Genomic DNA, 24,635 nt, shown 5'->3' with positions numbered 1-24,635 from the left:
GTGTTGCCGTATGCGGGTATATAAGGTGCCGCCTCGGGCTATTCAACCGGGTGACTATTTCAAACTGTGTCCTACAGGCAGATTCTAGTGATGTACCTGACATTTCCTAATGTGAATGAGCATTTTTTTTAGGCAAAAGTTCCACCGAAAGCCAGTAAATAAAGGGCTTTTCCGATTTTTTTGGTTTTTTGACGGAAGCTGCAGGTCGGGAACGGCGGTGCGTGAAGAATGTTTCATCAGACACATGCTGTGCGACTTTTCATTGGTCGCACAGCATGCTCAGAAATTACTGACGGTATGTCTTCAGGAAGTTACCGATCCGGCCGATGGCCATATCCAGTTCATCAACACGGGGCAGGGTTACGACGCGGAAGTGGTCAGGCCATGGCCAGTTGAACGCCGTACCTTGAACCACCAGCAGTTTTTCCGAGAGCAGCAGGTCCAGGACGAACTTTTCGTCGTTGAGGATCGGGCACACTTTTGGGTCGATACGCGGGAATGCGTAAAGCGCGCCCATTGGCTTCACGCAGCTTACGCCGGGGATATCGTTGAGCAATTCCCAGGTGCGGTTACGCTGCTCCAGCAGCCGGCCATTCGGCAGCACCAGGTCATTGATGCTCTGGTAACCACCCAGTGCGGTCTGGATGGCGTGCTGGCTCGGTACGTTGGCGCACAGACGCATGTTGGCCAGCATGTCGATGCCTTCGATGTAACTTTGGGCGTTTTGCTTGGGGCCTGAGATAGCGATCCAGCCCGAGCGGAAACCCGCGACCCGGTATGACTTGGACAGGCCGTTGAAGGTCAGGCACAACACGTCCGGGGCCAGCGAAGCGGTGCAGATGTGCACGGCGTCGTCATAAAGGATCTTGTCGTAGATCTCATCCGAAAAAACCACCAGGTTGTGCTGGCGTGCAATCTCCAGCATGCCGAGCAGCACTTCCTTGGAGTACACCGCACCCGTCGGGTTGTTCGGGTTGATAATGACCATGGCTTTGGTGTTGGGGGTGATCTTGGCTTTTATATCTTCCAGATCAGGCCACCAGTTGGCTTGCTCGTCGCACAGGTAGTGCACCGGGTGGCCACCGGCCAGAGTCACGGCAGCGGTCCACAGCGGGTAGTCAGGTGCTGGTACCAGGACTTCGTCACCGTTGTTGAGCAGCGCTTGCAGCGACATCACGATCAACTCGGAGACGCCGTTGCCCAGGTAGATGTCTTCAATGCCGACACCTTCCACCTGCTTTTGCTGGTAGTACTGCATCACGGCCTTACGCGCGCTGAACAGACCTTTGGAGTCGCTGTAGCCCTGGGCGGTCGGCAGGTTGCGGATCACGTCCTGAAGGATTTCGTCCGGCGCTTCAAAACCAAAGGGGGCCGGGTTGCCGATATTCAGCTTGAGGATGCGATGACCTTCCTCCTCCAGGCGTTTGGCGTGCTTGAGCACTGGGCCGCGAATGTCATAACAGACGTTGGCGAGCTTGTTTGATTTGCTGACCTGCATGGCGATGTGATCCCGAAAATGAACGATCCAGGCAATGTGATGACCACGGCTCTGGGAAATTCTGTGTTTTCACACAGTGGCTAACACCGGTTTGCTTCAAGAGTCCGTTTGAATGCGGCGAGTGTCCTGTCTTACAAATACGGTCCATTGTTGATAACAGACGCCGTCAAAATGGATCAGTATTTGCGAGACAGGACACTAGGGCGATGCCAGACTGGCGTTTAACGAGGCGCAATCATACGTGCCACCCGACCCCTGGAAAAGCCACCGATCGGGGTTTTTCAGTCGCAGAGGCAGAACCATGGAAAAGTTGACCAAAACCCTGGACGAATGGAAGGCCATGCTCGATCCCGAGCAATACAACGTGTGCCGCCTGAAGGGTACTGAACGTCCGTTTTCGGGCAAATACAACGCCACTAAAACGGACGGTGTTTACCACTGTATTTGCTGCAAGGAACCGTTGTTTGATTCCCGCGCAAAGTTTGACTCAGGTTGCGGCTGGCCCAGCTTCTACGAGCCGATTGGCGAGAGCGCGATGGTCGAGATCCGTGACGTCAGCCACGGCATGGTGCGTACCGAAGTGGTTTGTGCCAAGTGTGATGCGCATTTGGGCCATGTGTTCCCCGACGGTCCGCCACCCACCGGTCTGCGCTATTGCATCAACTCGGTGTGCCTGGACCTTGCTCCCCGCGACTAATTATTGAGGCGCCGTCATGAACGACAATCTGCTCGATATTGCATGCATCACGCTGGGCGGCGAATCCAAAACCCTGGCGGACTTCGGGGCAAGGGCGTTGCTGGTGGTCAATACCGCGAGCAAATGTGGATTTACCCCCCAGTACAAGGGGCTCGAAGCCTTGTGGCAGCAATACAAGGACCAGGGGTTGGTGATTCTGGGGTTCCCGTGCAATCAGTTCGGGCAGCAGGAACCGGGTGACGAAGCGGCCATCTCTGAATTCTGCGAGTTGAATTTTGGCGTGACGTTTGCGCTGTTCAAAAAAGTGGACGTCAATGGCAGTCAGGCTCACCCGCTGTTTGCCCAGCTCAAGAAGCGCGCGCCGGGGTTGTTGGGCTCGCAGGGCATCAAGTGGAACTTCACCAAGTTTCTGATCAGTGGCGATGGTAAAAGCATCAAGCGTTATGCCCCGACTACCAAGCCAGAGGCACTCAAGGCGGATATTGAAGCGTTGCTGCGCTAAGCCGTAGCCGCTTGAGTCTTTGTAGCCGCTGACTCGCTCCGTGAGTCAGCGGCTACAGAAAAATCCCATTATCAGTTTTTTTGCGGCACCCAGGTATCGATCAGCGCAGCCAGCTCTTCACGCCTGAACGGTTTGGCCAGATAGTCGTTCATCCCCGCCGAGCGGCAGCGCTCGCGCTCTTCGGGCATTGCATTGGCGGTCAGGGCGACAATGGGCAACTTTGGCCAGCGTCCGCGGTGACGGATTTGCCGGGTGGCCTCGTAGCCATCCATCACAGGCATATTGCAGTCCATCAACACCAGATCAAAAGTCCTCTGTTCCAGCTGGGTCAGCGCTTCGCCGCCGTGGGCCGCAACCACCACGTCACACCCCAGTTTGCTCAACATGCCCTTGGCCACCAGTTGGTTGACCGGATTGTCTTCGACCAAAAGAATCCGTGCTCGATGCGAAACCGGGGGGGTGATGATTCGGTCGCCCGGGATGTCATCATCTTTTTTCAGCAGCAGGTACTGTAGGGTTTGATACAGCGCCTGGCGCGACAGCGGCCTGGCTTTTTGCTGCAGGGGTGCCAGCGCATTGACCTGATCGCCGGGCATGAAGTTGCCATAAGCGGTGACCAGCAGGATCGGCGCGCTGATGGCTGGCCGCAGGCCAAACAGGCATTCGGGGCAATCAGTAATCAACAGATGAGGGTCTGTATCGGCCAGGGACTCGTCCAGTGAATAGTGCTTATAGTCGAGCCCCCACAGGGGCAAATAACTGCCAAGCAATTCGCTCAGGCCGCTGCTCGCCGCGCTCACCACAATAACCCGCCCGGACAGTGATTTAGGTGTGATAGCAGGGGTGTGGCAGGGCAAGGGCAGCTCGGCACAAAACTGGCTGCCAAAACCGATTTGCGAACGGATGGTCAATCGCCCGTGCATCACTTCGCACAAGCTGTTGGTCAGGGTCAGCCCCAGCCCGGTGCCGCCAAATTGACGGGTGATGCTGGCCCCGGCCTGGGTAAATGGGCTGAAAATTCTCGCCTGAGCTTCTTGGGCAATACCGATACCGGTGTCGCAGACCTCGATGCGCACCAGATCATCCTGAGCGCTGAGGCGCACATCCACTCGTCCGAACCGGGTGAATTTCAGGGCATTGGACAACAGATTACTGACGATCTGGCGCACCCGTGTCGGGTCACCCAGTACCAGTGTGGGGAAGTTCGGGTCGATCAGGCACGTCAGTTCTACGCTGGGCGCTGCGTTCTGCGATAGGAGGTTGGCGGTGTCTTCGATCAGCGAACCGAGGTCGAAGGCAATATGTTCGAGTTCCAGTTGACCGGCGTCGAACTTCGACAGGTCCAGAATGTCATTGAGCAGTTCAACCAAGACCTTGCCCGAATCGTGGGCTATGGACAGTTGTTGGTGTTGTTCAGCATTCAGTGGGCTGTCTAGGCATAGCGCCAGCATGCCCAGCAAGCCATTGAGCGGGGTGCGAATTTCGTGGCTCATGTTGGCCAGAAATGCCGACCGTGCCTGAGCCATTTCCAGTGCAGTGCTGCGAGCCGCTTCTAGCTCTTCATTGGAGTGGCGCAGTTGCTCGTTGATGGCTTCCAGCTCTTGGGTGCGCACCGAGACGATGGTTTCCAGTTGTGCCAGGTACTCGGTCAGGCTGTTTTCGGCGCGCCGCCGATATTCCATTTCACGGGCCATGGCCTCGAACTGCTGATTGGCGGCGTTGACCAGCACACCAATCTCATCGTCTTGATGACCGCAAGGGCAACGCACCTTTGATTGGCCAGGGCTGCCGGGTTTGTTCTTGGTTATCTGACTGATTACCCGCACCAGCGGCTTGGTCAGCATCACGTAAAACAGACCCAAGAGGATAAAGGTCAGGATAATACTGCGAATGAAACCGCCGAGCAGCGTGACTTCGGCCCGCTGCAAAAAACGCTTTCCGAAGGGGTAGGTATCCACCTCAAGGTGTAACGCGCCGATGCTTTGTTCAGGTAAGTGATTAAAGTACAGTCGTTCTTCAAAAGAACGATTGGAACCAAACAGGGAATCGCTGAGCGCTCGATAGCGCCCGCTTTCGGGTTGATCCTGAACGGAACCCAGAATCACATTATCGCTGTCGACAAGTTGTGCGCCGATGATGGCAGGCGATCGCAACAGACCCAGCAGAAGCTCTTGGGCCAGCTCTGAGTCAAGGTTGTAGGCAATCCGTGATGCCGGGTTATGGCTGATCTCAAGCAACGATTGGATTTCGCGATTGATGGCGGCGTTTTCACTGGCATAATCGATGCCGATTTGCAGCAGGCTAAGCATGGCCCCGAGAACCAGACCGACCAGCACCGTCAGTTTTGCTTGCTTGAAAGACAGGCGATGGGTGAGTTTTATATCCATGGGGTGCTGCACCTGTTTCCATTTCCTTGCGGCGTGCAAGAGTAGTCGATGTGTAGGGTAACCGGCAGGCATAACTGCGGTATTTGCCGCTAACCGAGTGAGTCATGTCGTGGATGGCGGCTAAATATACGTCATATCAATATGCCATCATTGTGTATCAGTCTGAGGAAATGTTGTGAATTCTAAACTGGATGCCTTTCTGGAGCGTGCCGAAGCGGTCCTTGCTCGCCTTGAACCCTTGCTGCCAGCGCAGCGTGAACCGATCGAATGGCACGAGTGCCTGGCTGCAAGGTGGCAGCGTGAAGGTCGCTCTGGTTATTTGATGCCGTTGCACGTCAGTCTTGAAATGCGCCTTTCGGACCTTATCGGCATTGATAACCAGCGCGATCAATTGGGGCGCAATACCAAACAGTTTCTTGATGGTTTGCCAGCCAACCATGCTCTGTTGTGGGGATCGCGGGGTACAGGCAAGTCTTCGATCATTCGCGCCCTGCTGGCGGAGTATGCCGGAGCGGGTCTGCGCCTGATTGAAATCGAGCGCGATCATCTGGCCGACCTGCCGCGAGTCGTCGAACTGCTGCAGGGTTTGCCTCAGCGTTTTGTACTGTTTTGCGATGACTTGTCCTTTGAGGCCGGTGAAAGCGATTACCGAGTGCTGAAAAGTGTGCTCGATGGCTCTCTGGAGCAGGCGCCGGATAACGTATTGCTCTACGCAACGTCGAACCGTCGCCATCTGGTGCCAGAAAAGGAGAGCGACAACGAGAACTGGAAGAACGTCGACGGTGAGCTTCATCCCAATGAGGCCGTAGAGGACAAGATTGCTTTGTCCGACCGCTTCGGCCTTTGGCTGTCGTTCTATCCCTTTACTCAGGAGCACTTCCTGAGTGTGGTTGAGCACTGGATTGATGTATTGGCCAGCAAAGCCGGTTTGCAGTGGCAGCGTGACGAGGCGCTGGATATTCTGGCTGTACGCTGGGCGACCGGGCGCGGCAACCGCAATGGCCGTTGCGCCTATCAGTTCGCGCGTTACTGGGTGGGTTTGAAATTGTTGGAGCAAGCGAATGATTGATTTGAACGCCACAGGGGCCGGCCTGAACGGCTATACCTTGTTGCAGGCTCAACTGGAGTCGTTGTTGGCGGATGAGCGAGACTTTATTGCTAATGCCGCGCAGTTTTCGGCGTTTTTGTTTCACCAGCTTGATGATCTGAATTGGGCAGGGTTTTACCTTAACCGCAATGAAGAGCTTGTGCTGGGCCCTTTTCAGGGACAGATCGCCTGTGTTCGGATCCCTTTCGGGCGCGGCGTTTGTGGGGCTGCGGCTGCGAGCCGGGAAACACAGCGTGTTGAGGATGTGCACGCATTTGCCGGGCATATCGCTTGCGACAGCGCTTCCAACAGTGAACTGGTTGTTCCGTTGATCAAGGGTGGTCGTCTGATAGGTGTGCTTGATCTGGACAGTCCCAGTGTCGGGCGGTTTAGCGAGCAAGACCAGCAGGGCATTGAAGCTCTGGCTGCGATTTTTCTGCGCTTGAGCGAGTGTTGAAACCGGTCAAATTGTCAGCCCGGCCTTGGACATGAGCGCATCGATGTCGACTGCATCGATTTGTTCCGGCTCGAGAAACTGCCGGGCGTATTCCATAAACACCTGTTCGTGAATAAACAGCGCGAACAGTTGGGGATCAATATGGGCATCGCGGCACATGCCGGCCATGATGCTCAGCGCCTCACTTAACGTTTTGCTGCGTTTATAGGGGCGGTCCGAGGCGGTCAGTGCCTCGAAAATGTCGGCAATCGCCATCATCCTTGACTCCAGGCTCATCTCTTCGCGTTTCAAGCGTTTTGGATAACCGCTGCCGTCCATTTTTTCGTGATGCCCGCCCGCGATTTCGGCGATGTTGCTCAGGTAACTGGGTAGGGGCAGGCTGCTGAGCATCAGAATGGTTTGAACAATGTGATTGTTGATGATGTAGCGTTCCTCGCTGGTCAATGTGCCGCGCCTTGTGCTCAAGTTGTACAGCTCGCCACGGTTGAATTTGTATTTCGGCACGTCGAGTTTGAAGCCCCAAGGGTTTTCATCGGCAATTACGTCAGCTTCAGGCCGAGTGAACAGGTGCTCGGGTTTGTCGGCCAGCAGCCGCTCTGTAACCGGCAAGTCTTGTTCCTCACGGGTGGACTGGCGTTTGTGCTCTTCCCAGGACACGCCAATGCGGTCGTCCAGTGTGCGCGTCCATGTGCGCCGGGAAATGGCATTCAAACGCTCAAGATCAGCGTCCATCATGGCCTCACCGCCCATATTGCTTTGGGCGACAAACGCAAACTCTTCATCCAGCGCCGACAGGCTGGCGTTGCGCAGCTCTGACAGTTGTTGATCGTCGCCGCCCAAGGCCCGTGCTTGCCAGTAATTGATCCACGTATCGCGTTTGAGCACTTCAAAGCGTGTGCGGATTTCGTGAATACGGTCGTACAAGGTTTCAAGTTTGGTGGCCTTGTCGACCACATATTCCGGCGTCGTGACCTTGCCGCAGTCGTGCAGCCAGGCCGCGATGCGCAGGGCTTCCCATTGTTCTTCCGAGGGGTTGTATTGCTCAAACGGCTTTTGTTGGCTAGCCGCCGCTGCTTGGGCCAGCATCAGGGTCAGGGTTGGAACCCGTTGGCAATGGCTGGCTGTATATGGACTTTTGGCATCAATGGCTCCGGCCAGCAGTTGAATCAATGCATCCAGCAACTGTTTTTGACGTGCTTGCAGGCGCTGGCTTTCAATCGCGACCGCAGCCGTACCTGACACCGCCTGGATAAAGGCAATCCGGTCTGCCCGCAGGTGATCCTGATCGTCAAGCGAGCCACTGTCGTTCAACACCAGTACCAGAATCCCCACGGTTTCACCGTGACGGTTGTGCAGTCGAATACCGATAAGATGGATACTCTGGCTGTCCAGTTCATGCATAAGTGGCTGCAAGTCACCAGCCTGCTCGAGATTGAGTGCGCGGGCGACACTGTCATGGCCTTCGAAAAGTGCCCGCAGCCATTCGGGGCTCTGGCTGTCGTCGGGGTCCAACACTGGCTGCGGCTGGGTGGTGAGGTCTTGGGGCTGGCCATTGATGATCAAGCCCTTTAGCTCCAGTTGCGTACTGTCGTTTTTTGCAAGGTAGATCAGCCCGGCCTCTGCCTGGGCGATTTTGAGCGTCTCAAACAGAACTGACTGCAACAAAGGTTCAAACCGGGTGTGAGCAGAGAGACTTGAGGTGATTTCAAAAAAACTGGCCAGCGTTTCCCTCATGCGCCCCATGGAAGCTTCCAACTGGTCGATTTCGAGGACGGGCGACTGCTGCCTGGGTGTGTAGTTGAAATCGAAGCGCCGAATGGCATCGGCCTCACGCACCAGTGCCTGCAAGGGCTTGACCAGTAATCGTGAGGTCACCCAACCCATGGGGACACACAGGAAGAGTGCAATCAGCGTCACCAGAGCACCTTGCCATCGCAGCCGGTAGGCATCCGCCAGCAGCTCGTCTTCGGGGACCATCATTGCCAACTTCAAACCATTAGCGCCGCCGTCGTCCACGGTGAATTGTGAAACGATCCATTGGCGATGGCCGTCGTTGAGGCGCCGGTTCGGATTTGCGCCCTGATCGATCAGATAACTCAGTGCCGGACTCAACTCTGAAACTTTGGGCAGTTTCGCGGGATCCTGAGCGGTTAAAAGCTTGTTGAAATCCGGATAGGCGATCGCTCGGCCATCGCTATCGAATAAAACGATTTGCGTGCCTGGGGTTGTCTGATGGTTAGCGAGAGTGCTCGATAGCTGAGAAAGGGTTACATCGGCCCCCATCACCGTATTGGTCGCACTGCGTCTGGCTAATGTGGTGCCGACCTCCCGCGTGGAAAAAAACAAATAGGGGCTGGTGGTGGCTTGATCCTGGCTGGCGTGCGCCGGGATAAACCACTTGCGGGTGCGAGGGTCGAAGGTTTCATCGGGGATGCTTCGCTGTTCCAGTTGGGTCAAGTGTGCATCCAGGTATGTTTTTTTGGATTCAACCGTACCTTGTTGTTCGGATCGCTTTATTGACCAGACTTCATAGTTCGCTTGTGGCGGTGCTTGCACCTTCAATCTTGTCGCTTGATCGCGTAAAGGCCGGACCAGGAAAAAGTTGCCGTTGTCATCTCCCAGAAATAAAGCAGACAAGGTGTGATTGTCTTCCAGCGTTTGTACGAAAGGTTGCAAGAGCTCCGTTCGACGCTCGACTCGATCAGTCATGGCATCAGGATTGAGGATCAGCAGGTTTAGAGCGTGTCGTATGGGTTGGTAGGCATTGAGCAAATCATGCTGCACATCCTGCTCGATATAACCGAACAGTTTTTTACTGCTGTCGAGAATGATGTGGGTGGTTTGCTGGTAATTAAAAACGCCCAGCACTACGCCCAGCAGGAGCAACAAAAATGTAAACATCGCACTAATGTGGACATGCAGCGGGAATTGGCGCTTGTGGGAGTGCGCAGAATTGCGCATGAGTGTTTTCTCCACAGACAAATGCGTGCTGATGCATGTAAGCATAGTAAATGCGGGCCAAACTGCTCATTCTTTGGCTCGGATCTGCGGGCGGCTCAGGTGTTATTTACCCGCTTTTCAAGTTGCAGGGCCAATGCCTCTTCGAGCTCTTGCATGGCGGCTTGAACGTGATTACGAGCCGGAGTCATGCTGGCCTGGCTGGCCTGCTCCAGCGCTTCACACTGCTTTATCAGGTTATGGGCTCCCACAATGCGGGCGGCGCCTTTTATGCGATGAGCAATGTCGACAAATGCTTGCAACTCCCCGTTGTCAGGAAGCTCAATCAACGCTTTGAGATCCTGCCGGTTACTGCGCAACAGCTCTTCGAGCAAGCGTTGAGCCTGAACGGCGTTGTGACCTGACAACGAGTTGAGGCAATCAACGTTGAACACTTGCGAGCACGTGTAGAGCGGCTCAATCGTCGTTATGCGCTGGCTCAGCAAAGTCAGGCTGATGGGCTTGAACAGGCAGTCGTTCATTCCTGCCTGCTCGCAGCGCTGGCGCTCCTCAGGTTGAGCATTTGCAGTAAAGCCCAGCACTGTGCACGGCGGTTGTTGCCGTGCCTGTTCATGCTGGCGTATGGCCCTAGTCAGGTCATAACCATTCATGACTGGCATGTTGCAGTCCGTAATCACCAGATCGAATGCGCCTTGTTTCCAGGTTTCCAGGCCAGAGGCGCCATCGTGTTCTATGGCAAAACTGTGACCTAAAAACCCAAGTTGCTGACACATCAACAAGCGGTTCGCGGGATGGTCATCTACCACCAGAACGTTAAGTTGGCGAGCGGCGGGTTTGATATTCGGCTCTTGTGTCTCGGCGATTGGAGAGGGCGCCAGAGTTGGAACCTTGAGCGCTATCTGAACCAGGGTTCCTTCTTGTGGCTGGCTGCTCAGTTCGAGGCTTCCACCCATCATTTCACACAGACTGCGGCAAATTACCAGGCCGAGTCCTGCACCGTTAAGGGCAAGCTGCCCGCTATTTTCCACTTGTGCGAAGGGTTCAAACAACCGTGCCTGGTCGCGCTCACTGATACCGATGCCCGTGTCCTTGACACTCAACTGGAGTTCAACCTGATCCGCATTGCCCGTGGGCAGCAATTTGAGTTCGAGGGTTACCTGGCCATGTTGGGTGAACTTGATTGCGTTGCTGATCAGGTTGGTCAGGATTTGCTTGAAACGAAGCGGGTCGATGAGTACATCGGGGGGGCAGTCTGCTGGATTGAATATCAGGGAGAGGGTCAGGCTTTTTTGCCGGGCCAGACCATCAAAGACCCTGATCACCGAACTGGCAAGACTGCGCAGGTTCACGCGTTCTGGAGACAGATTCAGTCGTCCAGATTCGATGCGGGCAATATCGAGAATATCGCCGATCAATTCCAGCAGGTCCTTGGCCGAGTTGTAGGCAACCTCAATGGAGGGCCGGTCCAGATGCCCTTGGTCTGCACGCTTCAGGGTAAGTTCAAGCAAACCGATCACCGCATTCATCGGCGTGCGAATCTCATGACTCATGGTTGCCAAGAAGGTGCTTTTGGCCCGATTGGCGTCATCTGCCAACTCTTTTGCTGCGCGTAGTTCATCAAGGAGTTGGCGGCGTTCACTGATATCGATCCAGCCTCCAATAATGCCCTGTACCTCACCCAGCGAATCCCGATAAGGAAGGATCCAGTGGTAGATGGTGAACGTTTTGTCGCCAATATTCAGTGGCCGATCAACGATAAGCGGTGTGCCTTCACTCATGACCCGCAAGTAGTCAGCCTGATAATCATGGGCTTCACACTTGTTGTTCAAAAGGCTGCAGGTTTGCATCACCGTTTTGCCTATGATTTCTTCTCGCTTGGCTGAAAAAGCTTCCAGGTAGCTGTTATTACAGGTTTTCAGAATGCCCTCCCGATCACGCACATAAATCGGGTGAGGGGTCCCATCGACCAGCGCGCGCATAAACTCGAACTGATCATTGAGTGCACGTTCTGCCATTTTTCGTTGGCGGATCTGACGCCGCATATAGGCATTCCAGACCAGTGACAGCAAGAGCAAAAGACTTGTGCCAATGATGATCTGGTAGATCAGGCGGTGATAGTTGCGCCAGTAACTGTCAGATGCCGGAATGTATCCGCGCCAGCGACTGTTGATAATCCCCAGCTCATCAGGTGCGATGCTCAGTAGTGCCTTGTTGAGGATAGAACCCAGTTCGGTGGCGTCCCGTGCCGTTGCCAGGGAAAAAGCAGCTTGTTGGGTGCCTATGGTGGCGCTGATTTGCAAACGGTCCTGAAACAGATCCGAACTCAGCAAGTAATTGGCAATGACCAGCGTACTGACCGCGCCTTGTACTTGTCCTTCGGCCAGTAATTCTGTGGCGCCATGGATATCCTCGGTTTCGACCAGGGTTATCTGTGGGTATTCACTGCGCAGGTATTCGGTCAGCGGGTTGCCGTTGGGCAAGGCCAGTTTTTTACCCGACAGTTGTTCAAGGCTTGTGGGTTGGTCATGGCCTTTTGCGGTGAGCAGGACAAATGAGTTTACGAGATAGGGTCGACTGAAGTTGAGGGCATCTTCCCGGGAAATAGATGGGTTGATGGCCGCTATGATGTCGGTTTCGTGTTGATTGACCATCCGGATCATGGACCTGAGGCTATGTGCACGCTGTATCTCGAAGCGCAGCCCCGTACGCAAGCGAATCATCTCCAGCAGGTCGGCAGTAATGCCTCTGAAATTTCCTTTGGAGTTAAAGAAGGTCAGCGGTGCAAGGGTCTCGTTGACGACCACTTTCACTACCGGATGCTGAGCCAGCCAGCGTTCTTCAAGCTCCGTAAGTTGCAGTTTTTGATCGGAGAGTAAAATGTCACTGCCTGCGCTCCAGCGTTTGGCAATGCTTTCCTTTTCGCTGTTGGGGACGGCTTTGAGTGTGGCATTGATGATGTCGAGCAACTGCAAGTTGTCACGGCGGACGGCAAAACTGAAACCGTGGGCTTCGTGTTTGCCAAAGTTGGCCATTTTTATGTTCTTCAGATACCCCTTGTTGATCATGTAGTGGGTCGACACCGTGTCTCCCAGGAACACATCGGCCTGATCGAACGCCACGGCGTTAATGGCATTTTGATAGGAGGGGTAAGACTGAATGATTGCCTTGGGGTAGAGCGCCTTGACCTCCGCCAGTGGCAAGTAGTGATAAACCATGCTCAGGCGCAAGCCTGCCAGGCCTTGGGAGAGTGAGCGAGTTTCTCCTTCTCGGGTTACCAGTACGGACTGGTCGATGGCGTATGGAGTGGAAAGCAACAGATTCTGGTTGGCGGCTTCGAAACCATTTGACGTGCCGAGCAGGTCGATTCGTCCTTCTTCAAGTGCCTTGATGGCCCCGTCTCTGGAGGCAAAGCGCTGAACCTGTATCGACACGTTGAGGGCTTTTTTCAGAATACCGACGTAATCGGCGGTGAAACCTTCGTAGTCCTGACCGCTGTCGGTTATGTCGAAAGGCGGGTAGTCCGCTGTGGAGGTACCCACCACAAGTTTAGGTTTGTTCTGTAGCCAATAGCGCTGTGCTTTATCCAGCGGGACGTCCATGTGATAGGTGCCCGAGCGGCTGAGCAATGAAAAGGTTTCAGTGCGGGTAGGCTCGGCGAACACTGAAGTACAGAGGATCAACCCTGCGAACAGTGATAAATACTTGTTTAACCGCGTGGGCATCCTATTTCTCACACCAGGGCGTTACGTTTGGCCAGCTCGATAAGATCGACCAGAGAGTTGGCTTTTAATTTCTGCATGAGTCTTTTTTTGTAAGTACTCACGGTCTTGTTACTGAGGAACATGCCAGTGGCAATTTCCTTGTTTGTTTTACCTTGTGCGAACAGTTTCAGGACCATCAGTTCACGATCATTAACTTGTTTGAAAAGCTCGATTTCGGAAACGCTGTCAGCTTCATTCTTTTCAGGAGTCAATGCTTGACTTGGGAAGTAATTGTAGCCAGAAAATACAGCTTTTATTGCACTGACAAGTTCGCTGAGTTCTTCTTGTTTGCACACGTAGCCCGCAGCGCCGGATTGCATGCAGCGCATGGCAAAAAGCTTGGGTGATTGAGCCGTGAGAACCAGTGTTTTAAGTGTTGAGTTCATTGTGTTGAAGCGCGAGAGCACTTCCAGACCATCGAGTTTTGGAATGCTGATGTCGAGAATTATCAGGTCTGGAACGCATTCACGGATCATTTGCATTGCATCTACGCCATTGTCGGTTTCCCCGACTATTTCATAACCTTCATGTTCTAACAACATTCGAATGGCCAGTCGAATAACCGGATGGTCGTCGACAATAAAAACGGTACTCATATTGATTTCCCCCATAAAGATCTGCATAGAAAGCGCGCACCTTAGCTCAGATATAAGAGTGGGGGCACGAATCGATTTGCTTGCAAGCGTAGTATGGGAATTTTCCTACGGTAAATCAGGCGCGTGCTCACGGTTTGTTTGAAGTGGTTGAAGGCTTTAGTCGTATTTAGGCGTATATGTTTAATGCGGTGGTTGAAATATTTGCGCTGTAGTAAGAAGAGTCCTACATGTGGTTACTTGGAGTCTACAAGGTGTTTTATTTGAACTCTTTAATGGGTAGGTTGCTAGTGTTGATTATGACTGGAAGTTCACTGCTGTATGCCGCGAGCAGATGCTTTATAACGGAGGGCCCTCCCGTTTTACGGGAGGAGGGCATCAGGTATCAGCTCGGGCTGGATTGGCCGGTCATAGCTCGCGCCATTTCGGTGGCATAGCTATCGGTCATACCGGCGATAAAGTCGATGATACGCATGAACGAGCGGTGTAATGGCCAGTTCGGATCGGGTGCATTGTTACCCAGCAAGTCGAGGATGCGTCGATTCTTGAACGATGGGACCCGCCCCCCATGTTGTTCCAGTGCTGCGCCACAAAAGGCATTGAGCAAGATTTCCAGAGAGGTATAAGCGCCGATTTCATGCAGGGTTTTGCGTTTGTCCTGAAAGATTTTCTTGCGTGCCATGTCCTTGGCATCCAGCACACAGCGCTTGGCCGGTCCGTGCATATGCTCGACCAGATCCCCCGACAGAGTGCCTGCCAGCAGAGCATCCTGTTGCTCTACAAAGGCCTGGGCGGCAGCGTTGGTCAGATGCTCGATGGCCTTGCCGCGCAGGATTGCCAGCTTGCGTCGCCGGGAGTCGCCGGGGCCTAGCAGGCGGTAAGTTTCTGGCAAGTCTTCACCCACCAGGTCCAGCAGCAGGGATTCGACTTCAGCGTACTGCAGCAGATCCATCTCCAGACCATCTTCAAGATCGATCAGCGCGTAGCAAATGTCATCGGCCGCCTCCATCAGGTAGACCAGAGGATGGCGCGCCCAACGCTGGTCTTCTATCTGTGGCAGGCCCAGCTTGTGGGCGATACCTTCGAGCAGGTGCAGTTCACTCTGATAGCACCCGAACTTGTGTTTCTTATAGCCCAGCGAGTCTGCATGACGTGCAGTCCAAGGGTATTTCAGAAAGGTGCCCAGCGTTGCATGGGTCAGGCGCGTGCCGCCGTCAAACTGGTGGTATTCGAGCTGTGTCAGCACCCGGAAACCTTGGGCATTGCCTTCGAAGCTCAAGAAATCATTGCGCTCAACGTCACTCATGTCGTCCAGCCAGCCACGCTTGGCTGCCTGATCAAACCAGTTGCGAATGGCGTCCTCCCCGGAGTGCCCGAAGGGCGGGTTACCAATGTCATGGGCCAGACAGGCCGACTGCACCACCATGCCCAGATCGGCCGGATCGCACCATTCAGGCAAGGCGCTGCGGATTGTTTCACCCACGCGCATGCCCAGTGAGCGACCGACGCAGCTGACTTCGAGTGAGTGGGTGAGCCGGGTATGGATATGATCGTTGCTGTTCACCGGATGGACTTGAGTCTTGCGTCCCAGACGACGAAATGCGCCAGAAAAGATGATCCGGTCGTGATCTTTGTGGAAAGGGCTGCGCCCGAGCTCTTCCGGGCTGTGATGAGGTTTTCCCAAGCGTTCGCGATTAAGCAGGGTTTGCCAATCCAAGGCGCAGTGCTCCGTTAATGACTGAGGGTGCAGCTTCTCGCTTCAGAACGGATGGTGCAAGTGTGGGGCGTGCTCAAAAACTCAGCTGTGGGAGCGAAGCCGCCCGCGAATCAAACAATACGATTTTTCGGGCAAACCGCATTGATGCTTTCGCGAGCCGGCTCGCTCCCACAGAAGGAGGGTGGTCTTATCTGTTCAAGGCTTGCGCGAGGCCTGGATAACCATCTTGATCAGCGGTATCAAGCCGGTGGTCAGGCCGATCCAGCGGGAAGCACCCTCGGCGTTTTTGCTTTTGGCGCCTCTGCCTGTTAGAAAACCGAGCAAGGTCACAATCCCGACCCCCCACAGGGGCGCGTGCTTGATCCCAAGGGTTTCTTGCCAGTTGCTGGTCATTCCACGCATTTTTTGCAGGGGCTGCAGCAGCTGTTGCGATTCATGACGAATCTCTTGGCGATGCATTTCCATACGCAAGCGAATCAGCGTTTTACGCAGTTCCTGGCGTGAGGCGTTTTTCGGCATTTCAGGCAGGCTCATGGCAGCAAACGCTCGCGGTCTTTGGCCAGCTCTTCGAGCGTGGCGTTGAAAGGAGATGATTCATCGAACACTGCGGCTTTTAGGCGCACCCCGCAGAAAACTGCGGCCAGCGTATAAAACACACAAAGTCCGAGAATGCCGCTGATGCGGTAACTGTCCCACAGCAAAATCATCACCAGCGCCGACAGCCCGATCAACAGCAGTAACCCGAAAACCAGTGCCAGCCCGGCAAACAACAACAGACTGACTGTGCGTGCCTTCTGTTCTTGCAGCTCGATGCCCAGCAATTCGACATGACTGTGCAACAGACCCAGAAACGCGGCACCCAGGCGCCGCGGTGAGGAACGGGGCGAACCGGATTCGTCTGTCATATCAGCGCCGCGTTGCCAGCAGACCAATCAAAAAGCCTGCGCCAGCCGCGATTCCAACGGACTGCCAAGGATTTGTCTGCACGTAATCTTCAGTGGCCACCACGGCAGCCTGGCCACGATCTTTGAGCGATTCCTTGGTTTCTTCCAGTGTTTCGCGGGCTTTGAACAGGCTCTCCTTGATCTGGGCGCGCAGTTCTTCAGCTTGATCCCCGGCCAGGGATGCGGTGTGCTCCAGCAGCCTTTCGGCGTCAAACACCAGAGCCTGGAAATCGGCCATCAGTATTTCTTGAGCATTCTTTGCTGTTTTGCGGGCCATGATTAACTCCGTGAGTGGCTTGTTGATCGTTCGAGTGTAGGTCTTCGGCGAAGGTTCATTCGCTTCTGTGCCATTGCATAAGCTTTGGCAATGGACAGGCAAAAGATGTTTGTGTTGAACAGGGACCAACCTTAGCTTAAATCAATCGTTTTCGCGGGGGGTGGATGCATCCCGCGAGTCTGTATTTTCAAAACAGCCTTCGAGCAAGTGATAGCGATCATGACGCACTTGATCCACCCGGCGTTGCACGGTTTTTTCAGGCAGCCCAAGCATGATCAGTGCATGAGAGGCGAGCATCAGGCTGGACTCCAGTAATTCGGGCACCACTTCTGTCGCCCCCGCGGCCTTGAGCTCTGCAAGTTGGCTGTCATCGCGGGTTCTGACCAGGATGGGGACCTCGAGGGTTATCAGTCGGGCCTCCTTAAGCACGCTCATGGCCACCTCTGTGTTGTCTACGGCAATCACCAGCAGCCGCGCCCGATCTACGCCCACAGCGCGCAGTAGATCACCTCGACGGGCGTCACCGTAGTGCACGCTGTTGTCCGCTTTTGCAGCTTCCTGAATGCGGTCCGGGTCGTAGTCCAGTGCGACAAAGTCCTTGTTTTCACGGCGCAAAAAACGCCCGATGGACTGGCCTACGCGGCCGTAGCCACACATCACCACGTGCCCATGCAGTTCGGCACTTTGTGCGGCTATTTCTTCCAGCTCGGCCTCTTCATAGGACTGGCGGTGCAGGCCGGCAGCAATTTTCGGGGCGGCCCTTAACAGCAGGGGCGTCAGCAACATGGAGCAAAAGGTGGCTGCCAGCAGGTAGCCTGCAATCTGCGGTGGAATCAGTGAGTTGAGCTGCATTTGCGCCATCAGTGCAAAGCAGAATTCGCCGCCTTGGGCCAGTGCAAGGCCACTGCGCCAGGCTGTTTCACCGTCGCTGCCGCGCAGTTTGACCAGCAGTGCGACCACGCAGCCTTTTATCAGCATCAAGGCCAGGGTCAGCCCCAAAATCAGGAAGCCATCGTGAATGAACAGTTGCAGGTCAATCAGCATGCCGATACTGACGAAAAACAGGCCCAGCAAGATGTCACGGAATGGTCGGATATCGGCTTCAATCTGATGCCGGTAGTGGCTTTCACCCAGCAGCATCCCGGCAAGAAACGCACCCAGTGCGGGCGACAGGCCAAGCAGGTGAGTGAGCCAGGCGGTGAGCAGCACGATGACCAGCGCCAACAATACAAACAGCTCGGCTGAGCGAGACGCGGCCACTTCGTGGAACAGGCGCGGTAACAGGAAACGGCTGGCAAACAGAAGCCCGAAAAACAGAATCACCGTCTTGCCCAAGGTAATCGGCAAAGCCCAGTACCAAGCCTGATCGCTGCTGCCAGCGAAAACCGGCACCAGGGTCAGCAGCAGCACTGCAACCACGTCCTGGAACAGTAAAACGCCGATCGCGTTCTGGCCGTGACGACTGAAGATCTCACCCAGGCTGGTGAGCTCTTTGCTCACGATAGCGGTGGACGACAAGGCAAGCCCGGCGCCGAGTAAAAAAGCACCGTTAAAACTCATGCCAAACGCATACAGCAGGCCGCCCAGTGCAACGGCAGAGCACAGCACTTGCAGGCTGCCAAGACCAAACACCACTCGACGCAGCTTGAGCATCTTGGGCAGTGAGAACTCCAGCCCCAGTGAGAACAGCAGGAACACCACCCCGAGCTCGGCCAGATCCGGAAGATCCGGACTGTCATTGACCCAGTCCAGTGCGGTGGGGCCGACGAACAGGCCAACACACAAATAACCCAGCACCGGGGGTAGTTTCAGGCGCCGGAACATTGCGATGACCACCAGTGATGAGGCAAGGATGATTAACAAATTGGCAAACACGAAAGTCTTCCCTGTCAGATCGAGTAAAAAAGTCGCGAGCATCCGGTAGTTGAGCAGGGATGGCGCTGATGTGGGTCAAGCGTAGTCGCAAGGATCGCTAAAGAGCGATTGTATTGCCCGGCCGGTCAAGTGACTGATGGTGTCTGCTGCAGGTCGACGTCTTGGGCCAAGGCTCTTAAAATAAGTACTTTATTAATCAGGTCGTTATTTATGCCTCCCGAATGTCAATTGTTCGGCACCCTGGGCTGTCACCTGTGTGAACTAGCCGAAGCGATTCTAATGCCTTTGGTTGAGCATGGGCTGATGGTCGAGCTGGTCGATATCGCCGACAGCGACGCGCTGTTTGAAACCTACGGTTTGCTGATCCCCGTATTGCGCCGGATCGATACTGGCCAAGAGTTGGGCTGGCCGTTCGATACCGAGCAGGTAGTGAGCTTTCTGGGGTAAACCCTGCCGTGTTTTGCAGGCGCGACCACGACGAAACGTGAACAGGCCTCTGGTCTTTGCGCGATAATCGCCAACTGCATTTATCGCCTGAGTGTTCCTATGTCGCCCCAGCCTTTCAACGCCGCCGAGCATCAAGCCAGCACTTTGTATCTGCCGCCGGGCAGTTGGCAGACGGTGCTCGACTGTCTGTGTGAGCACTTTCGTGCCATCAGCCGCGATCAGTGGCTCGACCGAATTGCCCGTGGCCGGGTGCTGGATGCCAACGGTGCGCCTATCAGCCCGCAGTTGGCCTACAAGGAAGGGCTGCGCATTCACTACTTTCGCGAAGTCCCGAACGAAACACCGATCCCTGTGCAGGAAACCATTCTGTACGCAGATGAGCATCTGGTGGTCGCGGACAAACCGCACTTTCTACCCGTGACTCCGGCGGGTGAATATGTCGAACAAACGCTGTTGCGACGCTTGATTCGAACGCTGGATAACCCGCATCTGGTTCCGCTGCATCGGATCGACCGGCACACGGCAGGCCTGGTGTTGTTTTCGGCCAACCCTGAGACTCGCTCGGCGTATCAGTCGTTATTCCCCACGCGAAAGATCGAAAAGCGCTACGAGGCCATTGCTCGAGCCTTGCCTGATCTAGAGCTGCCGCGTGTGCACAAAAGTCGTTTGGTGGAGGGCGAGCCCTTTTTCCGCATGCAAGAAGGGCAGGGCGTCAGCAACACTGAAACCTTGGTCGATATCTGTGAGAAAAAGGGTGAGTTGTGGCGCTACGCACTGTATCCCGTGACCGGAAAAAAGCATCAATTGCGGGTGCATATGGCGGCACTGGGGGCGGGAATCTGCAATGACCCTTTCTATCCGGACGTGATCAAGGATGCAGTCGATGACTATGCCAATCCGCTAAAACTGTTGGCACAAAGCCTGCGCTTTGCAGACCCACTGACGGGGGAAGAGCGTTTTTTTGAGAGCCGGATCCGGCTGGACTGGTAAGGCAAAACTCGCACAAGGGTAAGGCCGTTCACGATATGTGCGGGAGCGAGCCGGCTCGCTCCCGCGGAGCCGGATTACAGCTCTTTAACGGTGCGAATCTGGTCTTTGTTGATGCGGGTTTCTTTACCGTCCAATTGCTCGAACTGATAGAAACCGGAGGCATCATCGTACTTTGGCGAATCGACTGTCTGGATTTCACGGCCGTCGTTCAGAGTGATCACTGAAGGCGAAGAACAGCCAGCAAGGGCGGCCAGGCCAGCAGCAAGCATAAGGGCGGCGAGAGTCCGGTGAGTCATGGTGTATCTCCAACAAGTGAATGTGCTGTTATAGATTACTGTCCCTGAGACGTATACATCGTCTGCAAGTTCCATTGCTAGTGTCTGGCGGACACCAGCACGGTTTATTCCAGTAAGTCCGGAGTGTTGAAATTGATCAGTCGAGGGTCATTTTCAGCGCATTGCCAAGCCCGCGCATTGAGCTGGAGCATGATTTTGCGCGGACTGCGCTCACCCGCCAGCCATGCGGCTTCGAAGGCGGGCGCCAGCGTAGTCGGAATCACGCACAGCAGCGGTTCCCAATGTTCGCCATGGCGCACCATCACCGGTTGATCCGGGTGTTCACTGGCTGCGCCAAGCAGGGCACCAAGCAAATCACTGTCAATGTTGGGCACGTCGCAGGGCAGCACCAGTAAGTGCGAGTGCCGGGCTGCGGCAAGGCCGGCACGAATCCCCGCCAAAGGCCCGTCAAAGTCATCATTGCCATCACTGATCAGTTGATCGGCATAGAGTGCGTATCGATCGTGGTTGCGATTACACGAAATGATCAGGTCATCGGTCAGCGGTCTTGCGACGCGCTGCGCGAACTCGATCAGTGGCTTGCCCTGCCATGTCACCAGACCTTTGTCCTGGCCGCCCATGCGCTGGCCGCGTCCGCCCGCCAGCAGCAAAATGGAGCATTGAAACTGGCCCATGAGGTACTCCGCACAACCTGCGAAAAGAAGGGCTGTGATATAACACCGGGCTGTTTATCCTACAACTGGACCTCGTCTATGAAAGCCAAGGTTGATGCACCTTTTGTCCCTCTGAACATCGCTGTTCTGACCGTCAGTGACACCCGAACCCTCGAAACCGATACCTCTGGCCAGGTCTTTGTCGACCGCCTGAGCGATGCCGGGCACAACCTGGCGGCGCGGGTGTTGCTCAAGGACGACCTGTATAAAATTCGCGCCCAGGTCGCCACCTGGATTGCCGAAGATGTGGTGCAAGTGGTGCTGATTACCGGCGGCACCGGCTTTACGGCCCGCGACAGCACGCCGGAAGCCGTGAGCTGTTTGCTGGACAAACAGGTAGATGGCTTCGGCGAGTTGTTTCGTCAGATCTCGGTGGCCGACATCGGCACTTCGACCGTGCAATCCAGGGCACTGGCCGGTCTGGCCAATGGCACGCTGGTGTGTTGCCTTCCGGGGTCGACCAATGCGGTACGCACCGGTTGGGACGCAATCCTGGCCGAGCAACTGGACTCCCGTCATCGTCCCTGCAACTTCGTCGCCCATTTGAAGCAGGCGCCGGCCTGTGGCACCCGTGGATAAGCCGGGCCGTACGGGCGAGTTGATGCCTGTCGAAGTGGCGTTGGCGCGCCTGCTGGCGCTGGCTGAAGCTGCGCCGATCCTGGGCACCGAGTCGGTCCTCCTGGCTGCGAGCGAAGGCCGGGTCTTGGCCCATGACCTGATTTCAAGCCTTGACCTGCCGCCCTGGCCTAACAGTGCCATGGACGGTTATGCCCTGAATATGGCGGATTGGTCGGGCGAGCCGCTAATGGTCAGCCAACGTATTTTTGCTGGCGCTGCCCCGGAACCGTTGGCCCCGGGAACGTGTGCCCGAATCTTTACTGGCGCGCCGGTGCCGGCGGGTGCGAACTGCGTCGAGATGCAGGAAAACGCTCAGGTACAGGCCGACGGTCGAGTGGTCTTTACCCACGCATTGCGTGCAGGTCAGAACATTCGTCCACAAGGGCAGGAAACCACCATTGGGGAAGTCGTCCTGTCGGCTGGCACCCGCTTGGGGCCGATTGAGCAGGGCCTGGCGGCGTCCTTGGGGTGCGCGGCGCTGGAGGTGATTCGGCGGGTCAAAGTCGCGGTGTTGTCCACGGGCGATGAGTTGGTTGAACCGGGCCTGCCGTTAGGGCCGGGGCAAATCTACAACAGCAACCGCGTGTTGCTGTGCAGTTGGCTGACGCGACTGGGTTGTGAGGTGGTCGATGCGGGTATTTTGCCCGATGACTTGGCTGCGACTCGTCAGCGCCTGGGTGAGTTGGGCGCTGTCGACCTGATTTTGTCCACGGGCGGAGTGTCGGTGGGCGAGGCGGATTTTTTAGGGATTGCGCTTCGCGAAGAAGGCGAGCTCGCCTTGTGGAAATTGGCGATCAAACCAGGAAAACCCCTGACCTGCGGGCACTTTCGCGGTGTGCCGGTGATCGGTTTGCCGGGCAATCCGGCGTCGACCCTGGTGACGTTCGCGTTGCTTGCACGGCCTTACCTGCTACGCCTTCAGGGCGTGCAGGCCGTCGAACCGCTCAAATTCCAGGTGTCTGCGGGGTTCGTCTGGCCCAAGGCGGGCAATCGTCGCGAGTATCTGCGTGGGCGGTTGGAGCAGGGGCGTGCGGTGATCTACAAAAACCAGAGTTCGGGCGTCTTGCGCAGCGCGGCATGGGCCGAGGGGCTGGTGGAAGTCCTCGAAGAACGCACTCTGGTTGAAGGGGACTGGGTTGGGTTTATCCCGCTGAGTGAAGTGCTGGTGTAACGCTTTGTGGGGTGGGGCTTGTAGCAGCTGCCGTATCACGCCGAACGGAGCCTCGTTCCTACGGCAGCGGCTACGTAATCGGCACCCGACCATACAGATCGGTCAGGCGAACGATGTCGTCTTCGCCCACGTACTCGCCGCTTTGCACTTCAATCATTACCAGATCAACTTCTCCTGCGTTGCTCAGTCGATGAGGGCTGCCGGGTTTGATAAAGGTGGACTCATTGGTGGCGAGGGCAAAGTCGAGATCACCATTGATCACCTGCGCTGTGCCGCTGACCACGATCCAGTGTTCGCTGCGTTGCTGATGGACTTGCAATGACAGCGCGGCCTGAGGCTTGACCACGATGCGCTTGATCTTGAACCCCGGACCTTCCTCCAGCACGGTGTAAGTACCCCAGGGCCGAGTTACGGTACGGTGCAGGCGATAAGCTTCGTGGCCCTGAAGTTTGAGCGTCTGGGCGATATGCCTGACGTCCTGACTGCGTCTGGCATCGGCAACGAGCAGAGCATCCGGCGTGTCGATAATGATCAGGTCATTAAGACCCACCCCGCCCACCAGGCGCTTGGGCGAATCGATGTAGCAGTTGTGCACATCGTGCAGCACGTTCTGGCCATTGCACTGGTTGCCATTGGCATCTGCGGGGCTTAACTCGCGCACCGCCTGCCATGAGCCGATATCGCTCCAGCCCAGTTGGCAAGGCACTACGGCGACTTTTTGCGAGTGTTCCATCAACGCGTAATCGATGGAGATATCGGGTACCAGGGCAAAGTTATGGCTATCCAGTTCCAGGTGGCGCTGCTGTTTGCCCTGGAACACCTGGCTGTGCTCCAGGCAGTTGATCACTGTGGCCAGAATGTGGGGCGCGTGGGTCTGGAATTCGTGCAGCACACTGTCGACCCGCATACAAAACATGCCGCTGTTCCACACATGCAAGCCACCCTCAAGGTAGTCCCGGGCTGTTCGGGCGTCAGGTTTCTCAACAAACCGCTCGACCTTAAAGCCGTCGCTGCCCAGCGTCTGGCCTTTTTCGATATAACCAAAGCCGGTTTCAGCCCGGGTTGGCAAAATGCCAAAGGTCACCAGCCAGCCCTGGTCCGCCAGGTGCCGGGCGCTGTCTACCGCCCGGCCGAAAGCGGCAATATCGGTAATCAGGTGATCGGCGGGCAGGACCAGCAGTTGGGCGTCCTCACCGTAACGCCGGGCCACGTGCAAGGCAGCCGCCGCGATGGCCGGGGCAGTGTTGCGGCCAAAGGGCTCGAGGATAAAGTCCAGCTCTACACCGGAGGCGTTCAGTGGGCGATAGTCGTCGAGCGTGCGGAAAAACACGTCCCGATTGGTAACGGTCAGCAGCCGATCCACGTCACGCAGCCCGATTGCGCGACTGAACGTCTTCTGCAACAAGCTCTCGCCATCTGGCAGGCACATAAAGGGCTTTGGCATGGCCTCTCGTGACACTGGCCACAGCCGGGTGCCAGCGCCACCAGCGATGATGCAGGGAACGAGTGTGCTCATTCAAAACGCCTCTAGAATCTGTGGATTGCTGTCAGATCGTGAAGTCTGACGGGTTCTGCGGCTTTGATCGACCTGTGGATGTTAAATCACGGGGGTATGAGTCGTTTTTGTCGGGCTGTTGTCCAAGCTGT

At 55.7% G+C, this 24,635-nt stretch carries 21 protein-coding genes; 8 read left to right on the top strand and 13 right to left on the bottom strand.

All coding sequences use genetic code 11. From position 1 onward, the window contains the following. Nucleotides 1–286: 286 nt before the first annotated feature. Nucleotides 287–1,498, bottom strand: coding sequence for a pyridoxal phosphate-dependent aminotransferase (locus tag TU76_RS01165; protein WP_019827451.1), 1,212 nt, complete (start codon nucleotides 1,496–1,498; stop codon nucleotides 287–289). A gap of 301 nt (nucleotides 1,499–1,799) precedes the next feature. Here TU76_RS01165 and msrB point away from each other — a divergent pair, with 301 nt between their 5' ends. Both msrB and TU76_RS01155 read left to right on the top strand, forming a co-directional pair. Further along, the gene (gene msrB, locus TU76_RS01160; RefSeq protein WP_019827452.1) at nucleotides 1,800–2,195 is read left to right on the top strand and encodes a peptide-methionine (R)-S-oxide reductase MsrB; all 396 of its coding nucleotides are present in this window, start codon (nucleotides 1,800–1,802) and stop codon (nucleotides 2,193–2,195) included. Nucleotides 2,196–2,211: 16 nt separating this feature from the next. Continuing rightward, nucleotides 2,212–2,697, top strand: a complete 486-nt coding sequence (locus TU76_RS01155; protein WP_046809650.1) for a glutathione peroxidase — start codon at nucleotides 2,212–2,214, stop codon at nucleotides 2,695–2,697. A gap of 71 nt (nucleotides 2,698–2,768) precedes the next feature. Here the strand turns inward: TU76_RS01155 and TU76_RS01150 are convergent, their stop codons facing one another. Next, nucleotides 2,769–5,084 carry a hybrid sensor histidine kinase/response regulator gene (locus TU76_RS01150; RefSeq protein WP_019827454.1) on the bottom strand — a complete coding sequence of 772 codons (2,316 nt, stop codon included), beginning with the start codon at nucleotides 5,082–5,084 and terminating at the stop codon, nucleotides 2,769–2,771. A gap of 175 nt (nucleotides 5,085–5,259) precedes the next feature. On the opposite strand from TU76_RS01150, the gene TU76_RS01145 reads away from it, so the two are divergent. Continuing rightward, complete coding sequence (locus TU76_RS01145) at nucleotides 5,260–6,153, top strand: ATP-binding protein (protein WP_046809652.1); 894 nt, start codon at nucleotides 5,260–5,262, stop codon at nucleotides 6,151–6,153. Further along, nucleotides 6,146–6,628: a GAF domain-containing protein gene (locus TU76_RS01140; protein ID WP_046809653.1), complete on the top strand. Its 483-nt coding sequence runs from the start codon at nucleotides 6,146–6,148 to the stop codon at nucleotides 6,626–6,628. Before TU76_RS01145 ends, TU76_RS01140 begins: the two co-directional genes overlap by 8 nt. Before the next feature lie 6 nt (nucleotides 6,629–6,634). On the opposite strand, the gene TU76_RS01135 is transcribed toward TU76_RS01140, so the two are convergent. From TU76_RS01135 to TU76_RS01100, 8 genes are all read right to left on the bottom strand, one after another. Beyond that, nucleotides 6,635–9,589: an HD domain-containing phosphohydrolase gene (locus tag TU76_RS01135; protein ID WP_048350882.1), complete on the bottom strand. Its 2,955-nt coding sequence runs from the start codon at nucleotides 9,587–9,589 to the stop codon at nucleotides 6,635–6,637. A gap of 95 nt (nucleotides 9,590–9,684) precedes the next feature. Beyond that, nucleotides 9,685–13,308: a transporter substrate-binding domain-containing protein gene (locus TU76_RS01130; protein WP_048350881.1), complete on the bottom strand. Its 3,624-nt coding sequence runs from the start codon at nucleotides 13,306–13,308 to the stop codon at nucleotides 9,685–9,687. Nucleotides 13,309–13,316: 8 nt separating this feature from the next. Then, on the bottom strand, nucleotides 13,317–13,943 hold the full coding sequence (locus TU76_RS01125) for a response regulator transcription factor (RefSeq protein WP_019827459.1): 627 nt from the start codon (nucleotides 13,941–13,943) through the stop codon (nucleotides 13,317–13,319). Nucleotides 13,944–14,325: 382 nt separating this feature from the next. Continuing rightward, on the bottom strand, nucleotides 14,326–15,657 hold the full coding sequence (locus tag TU76_RS01120; RefSeq protein WP_019827460.1) for a deoxyguanosinetriphosphate triphosphohydrolase: 1,332 nt from the start codon (nucleotides 15,655–15,657) through the stop codon (nucleotides 14,326–14,328). Between the two features lie 195 nt (nucleotides 15,658–15,852). Then, the gene (locus TU76_RS01115) at nucleotides 15,853–16,191 is read right to left on the bottom strand and encodes a hypothetical protein (protein WP_019827461.1); all 339 of its coding nucleotides are present in this window, start codon (nucleotides 16,189–16,191) and stop codon (nucleotides 15,853–15,855) included. Further along, nucleotides 16,188–16,562: a phage holin family protein gene (locus TU76_RS01110; RefSeq protein WP_019827462.1), complete on the bottom strand. Its 375-nt coding sequence runs from the start codon at nucleotides 16,560–16,562 to the stop codon at nucleotides 16,188–16,190. The genes TU76_RS01115 and TU76_RS01110 overlap by 4 nt, the downstream gene beginning before the upstream one ends. 1 nt (nucleotide 16,563) lies before the next feature. Then, nucleotides 16,564–16,878 carry an ElaB/YgaM/YqjD family protein gene (locus TU76_RS01105; RefSeq protein WP_019827463.1) on the bottom strand — a complete coding sequence of 105 codons (315 nt, stop codon included), beginning with the start codon at nucleotides 16,876–16,878 and terminating at the stop codon, nucleotides 16,564–16,566. Between the two features lie 141 nt (nucleotides 16,879–17,019). Further along, nucleotides 17,020–18,753, bottom strand: coding sequence for a cation:proton antiporter (locus TU76_RS01100; RefSeq protein ID WP_019827464.1), 1,734 nt, complete (start codon nucleotides 18,751–18,753; stop codon nucleotides 17,020–17,022). 210 nt (nucleotides 18,754–18,963) lie between these two features. Here TU76_RS01100 and TU76_RS01095 point away from each other — a divergent pair, with 210 nt between their 5' ends. Together TU76_RS01095 and TU76_RS01090 are read left to right on the top strand one after the other, a co-directional pair. Next, nucleotides 18,964–19,200, top strand: a complete 237-nt coding sequence (locus TU76_RS01095; protein WP_048350880.1) for a glutaredoxin family protein — start codon at nucleotides 18,964–18,966, stop codon at nucleotides 19,198–19,200. 99 nt (nucleotides 19,201–19,299) lie between these two features. After that, nucleotides 19,300–20,190 carry a pseudouridine synthase gene (locus TU76_RS01090; protein WP_048350879.1) on the top strand — a complete coding sequence of 297 codons (891 nt, stop codon included), beginning with the start codon at nucleotides 19,300–19,302 and terminating at the stop codon, nucleotides 20,188–20,190. A 74-nt stretch (nucleotides 20,191–20,264) separates the two neighbouring features. Here the strand turns inward: TU76_RS01090 and TU76_RS01085 are convergent, their stop codons facing one another. Both TU76_RS01085 and mobA read right to left on the bottom strand, forming a co-directional pair. Beyond that, nucleotides 20,265–20,486 (bottom strand): YgdI/YgdR family lipoprotein, encoded by a 222-nt coding sequence (locus TU76_RS01085; RefSeq protein WP_019827467.1) that lies wholly within the window; start codon nucleotides 20,484–20,486, stop codon nucleotides 20,265–20,267. A gap of 104 nt (nucleotides 20,487–20,590) precedes the next feature. Next, the gene (gene mobA, locus TU76_RS01080; RefSeq protein ID WP_019827468.1) at nucleotides 20,591–21,160 is read right to left on the bottom strand and encodes a molybdenum cofactor guanylyltransferase MobA; all 570 of its coding nucleotides are present in this window, start codon (nucleotides 21,158–21,160) and stop codon (nucleotides 20,591–20,593) included. Between the two features lie 78 nt (nucleotides 21,161–21,238). Here mobA and moaB point away from each other — a divergent pair, with 78 nt between their 5' ends. Both moaB and TU76_RS01070 read left to right on the top strand, forming a co-directional pair. After that, nucleotides 21,239–21,778 (top strand): molybdenum cofactor biosynthesis protein B, encoded by a 540-nt coding sequence (gene moaB / locus TU76_RS01075; RefSeq protein ID WP_019827469.1) that lies wholly within the window; start codon nucleotides 21,239–21,241, stop codon nucleotides 21,776–21,778. Next, on the top strand, nucleotides 21,762–22,988 hold the full coding sequence (locus TU76_RS01070; RefSeq protein ID WP_048350878.1) for a molybdopterin molybdotransferase MoeA: 1,227 nt from the start codon (nucleotides 21,762–21,764) through the stop codon (nucleotides 22,986–22,988). The genes moaB and TU76_RS01070 overlap by 17 nt, the downstream gene beginning before the upstream one ends. 70 nt (nucleotides 22,989–23,058) lie before the next feature. Here TU76_RS01070 and TU76_RS01065 read toward each other — a convergent pair whose 3' ends face one another. After that, nucleotides 23,059–24,504 carry a mannose-1-phosphate guanylyltransferase/mannose-6-phosphate isomerase gene (locus TU76_RS01065; RefSeq protein WP_048350877.1) on the bottom strand — a complete coding sequence of 482 codons (1,446 nt, stop codon included), beginning with the start codon at nucleotides 24,502–24,504 and terminating at the stop codon, nucleotides 23,059–23,061. Nucleotides 24,505–24,635: the final 131 nt, after the last annotated feature.

The organism is Pseudomonas psychrophila, assembly GCF_001043005.1.
Lineage (GTDB): Bacteria > Pseudomonadota > Gammaproteobacteria > Pseudomonadales > Pseudomonadaceae > Aquipseudomonas > Aquipseudomonas psychrophila.
The sequence above is the reverse complement of the archived record's forward strand: the minus strand, read 5'-3'. Positions and strand labels throughout refer to the sequence as shown.

Bases quoted from the DNA above. Each gene is read 5' to 3' on its own strand.
- TU76_RS01165 (WP_019827451.1), bottom strand. From the start codon at position 1,498: ATGCAGGTCAGCAAATCAAACAAGCTCGCCAACGTCTGTTATGACATT.
- msrB (WP_019827452.1), top strand. From the start codon at position 1,800: ATGGAAAAGTTGACCAAAACCCTGGACGAATGGAAGGCCATGCTCGAT.
- TU76_RS01155 (WP_046809650.1), top strand. From the start codon at position 2,212: ATGAACGACAATCTGCTCGATATTGCATGCATCACGCTGGGCGGCGAA.
- TU76_RS01150 (WP_019827454.1), bottom strand. From the start codon at position 5,084: ATGGATATAAAACTCACCCATCGCCTGTCTTTCAAGCAAGCAAAACTG.
- TU76_RS01140 (WP_046809653.1), top strand. From the start codon at position 6,146: ATGATTGATTTGAACGCCACAGGGGCCGGCCTGAACGGCTATACCTTG.
- TU76_RS01135 (WP_048350882.1), bottom strand. From the start codon at position 9,589: ATGCGCAATTCTGCGCACTCCCACAAGCGCCAATTCCCGCTGCATGTC.
- TU76_RS01130 (WP_048350881.1), bottom strand. From the start codon at position 13,308: ATGCCCACGCGGTTAAACAAGTATTTATCACTGTTCGCAGGGTTGATC.
- TU76_RS01125 (WP_019827459.1), bottom strand. From the start codon at position 13,943: ATGAGTACCGTTTTTATTGTCGACGACCATCCGGTTATTCGACTGGCC.
- TU76_RS01115 (WP_019827461.1), bottom strand. From the start codon at position 16,191: ATGAGCCTGCCTGAAATGCCGAAAAACGCCTCACGCCAGGAACTGCGT.
- TU76_RS01110 (WP_019827462.1), bottom strand. From the start codon at position 16,562: ATGACAGACGAATCCGGTTCGCCCCGTTCCTCACCGCGGCGCCTGGGT.
- TU76_RS01105 (WP_019827463.1), bottom strand. From the start codon at position 16,878: ATGGCCCGCAAAACAGCAAAGAATGCTCAAGAAATACTGATGGCCGAT.
- TU76_RS01095 (WP_048350880.1), top strand. From the start codon at position 18,964: ATGCCTCCCGAATGTCAATTGTTCGGCACCCTGGGCTGTCACCTGTGT.
- TU76_RS01090 (WP_048350879.1), top strand. From the start codon at position 19,300: ATGTCGCCCCAGCCTTTCAACGCCGCCGAGCATCAAGCCAGCACTTTG.
- TU76_RS01085 (WP_019827467.1), bottom strand. From the start codon at position 20,486: ATGACTCACCGGACTCTCGCCGCCCTTATGCTTGCTGCTGGCCTGGCC.
- mobA (WP_019827468.1), bottom strand. From the start codon at position 21,160: ATGGGCCAGTTTCAATGCTCCATTTTGCTGCTGGCGGGCGGACGCGGC.
- moaB (WP_019827469.1), top strand. From the start codon at position 21,239: ATGAAAGCCAAGGTTGATGCACCTTTTGTCCCTCTGAACATCGCTGTT.
- TU76_RS01065 (WP_048350877.1), bottom strand. From the start codon at position 24,504: ATGAGCACACTCGTTCCCTGCATCATCGCTGGTGGCGCTGGCACCCGG.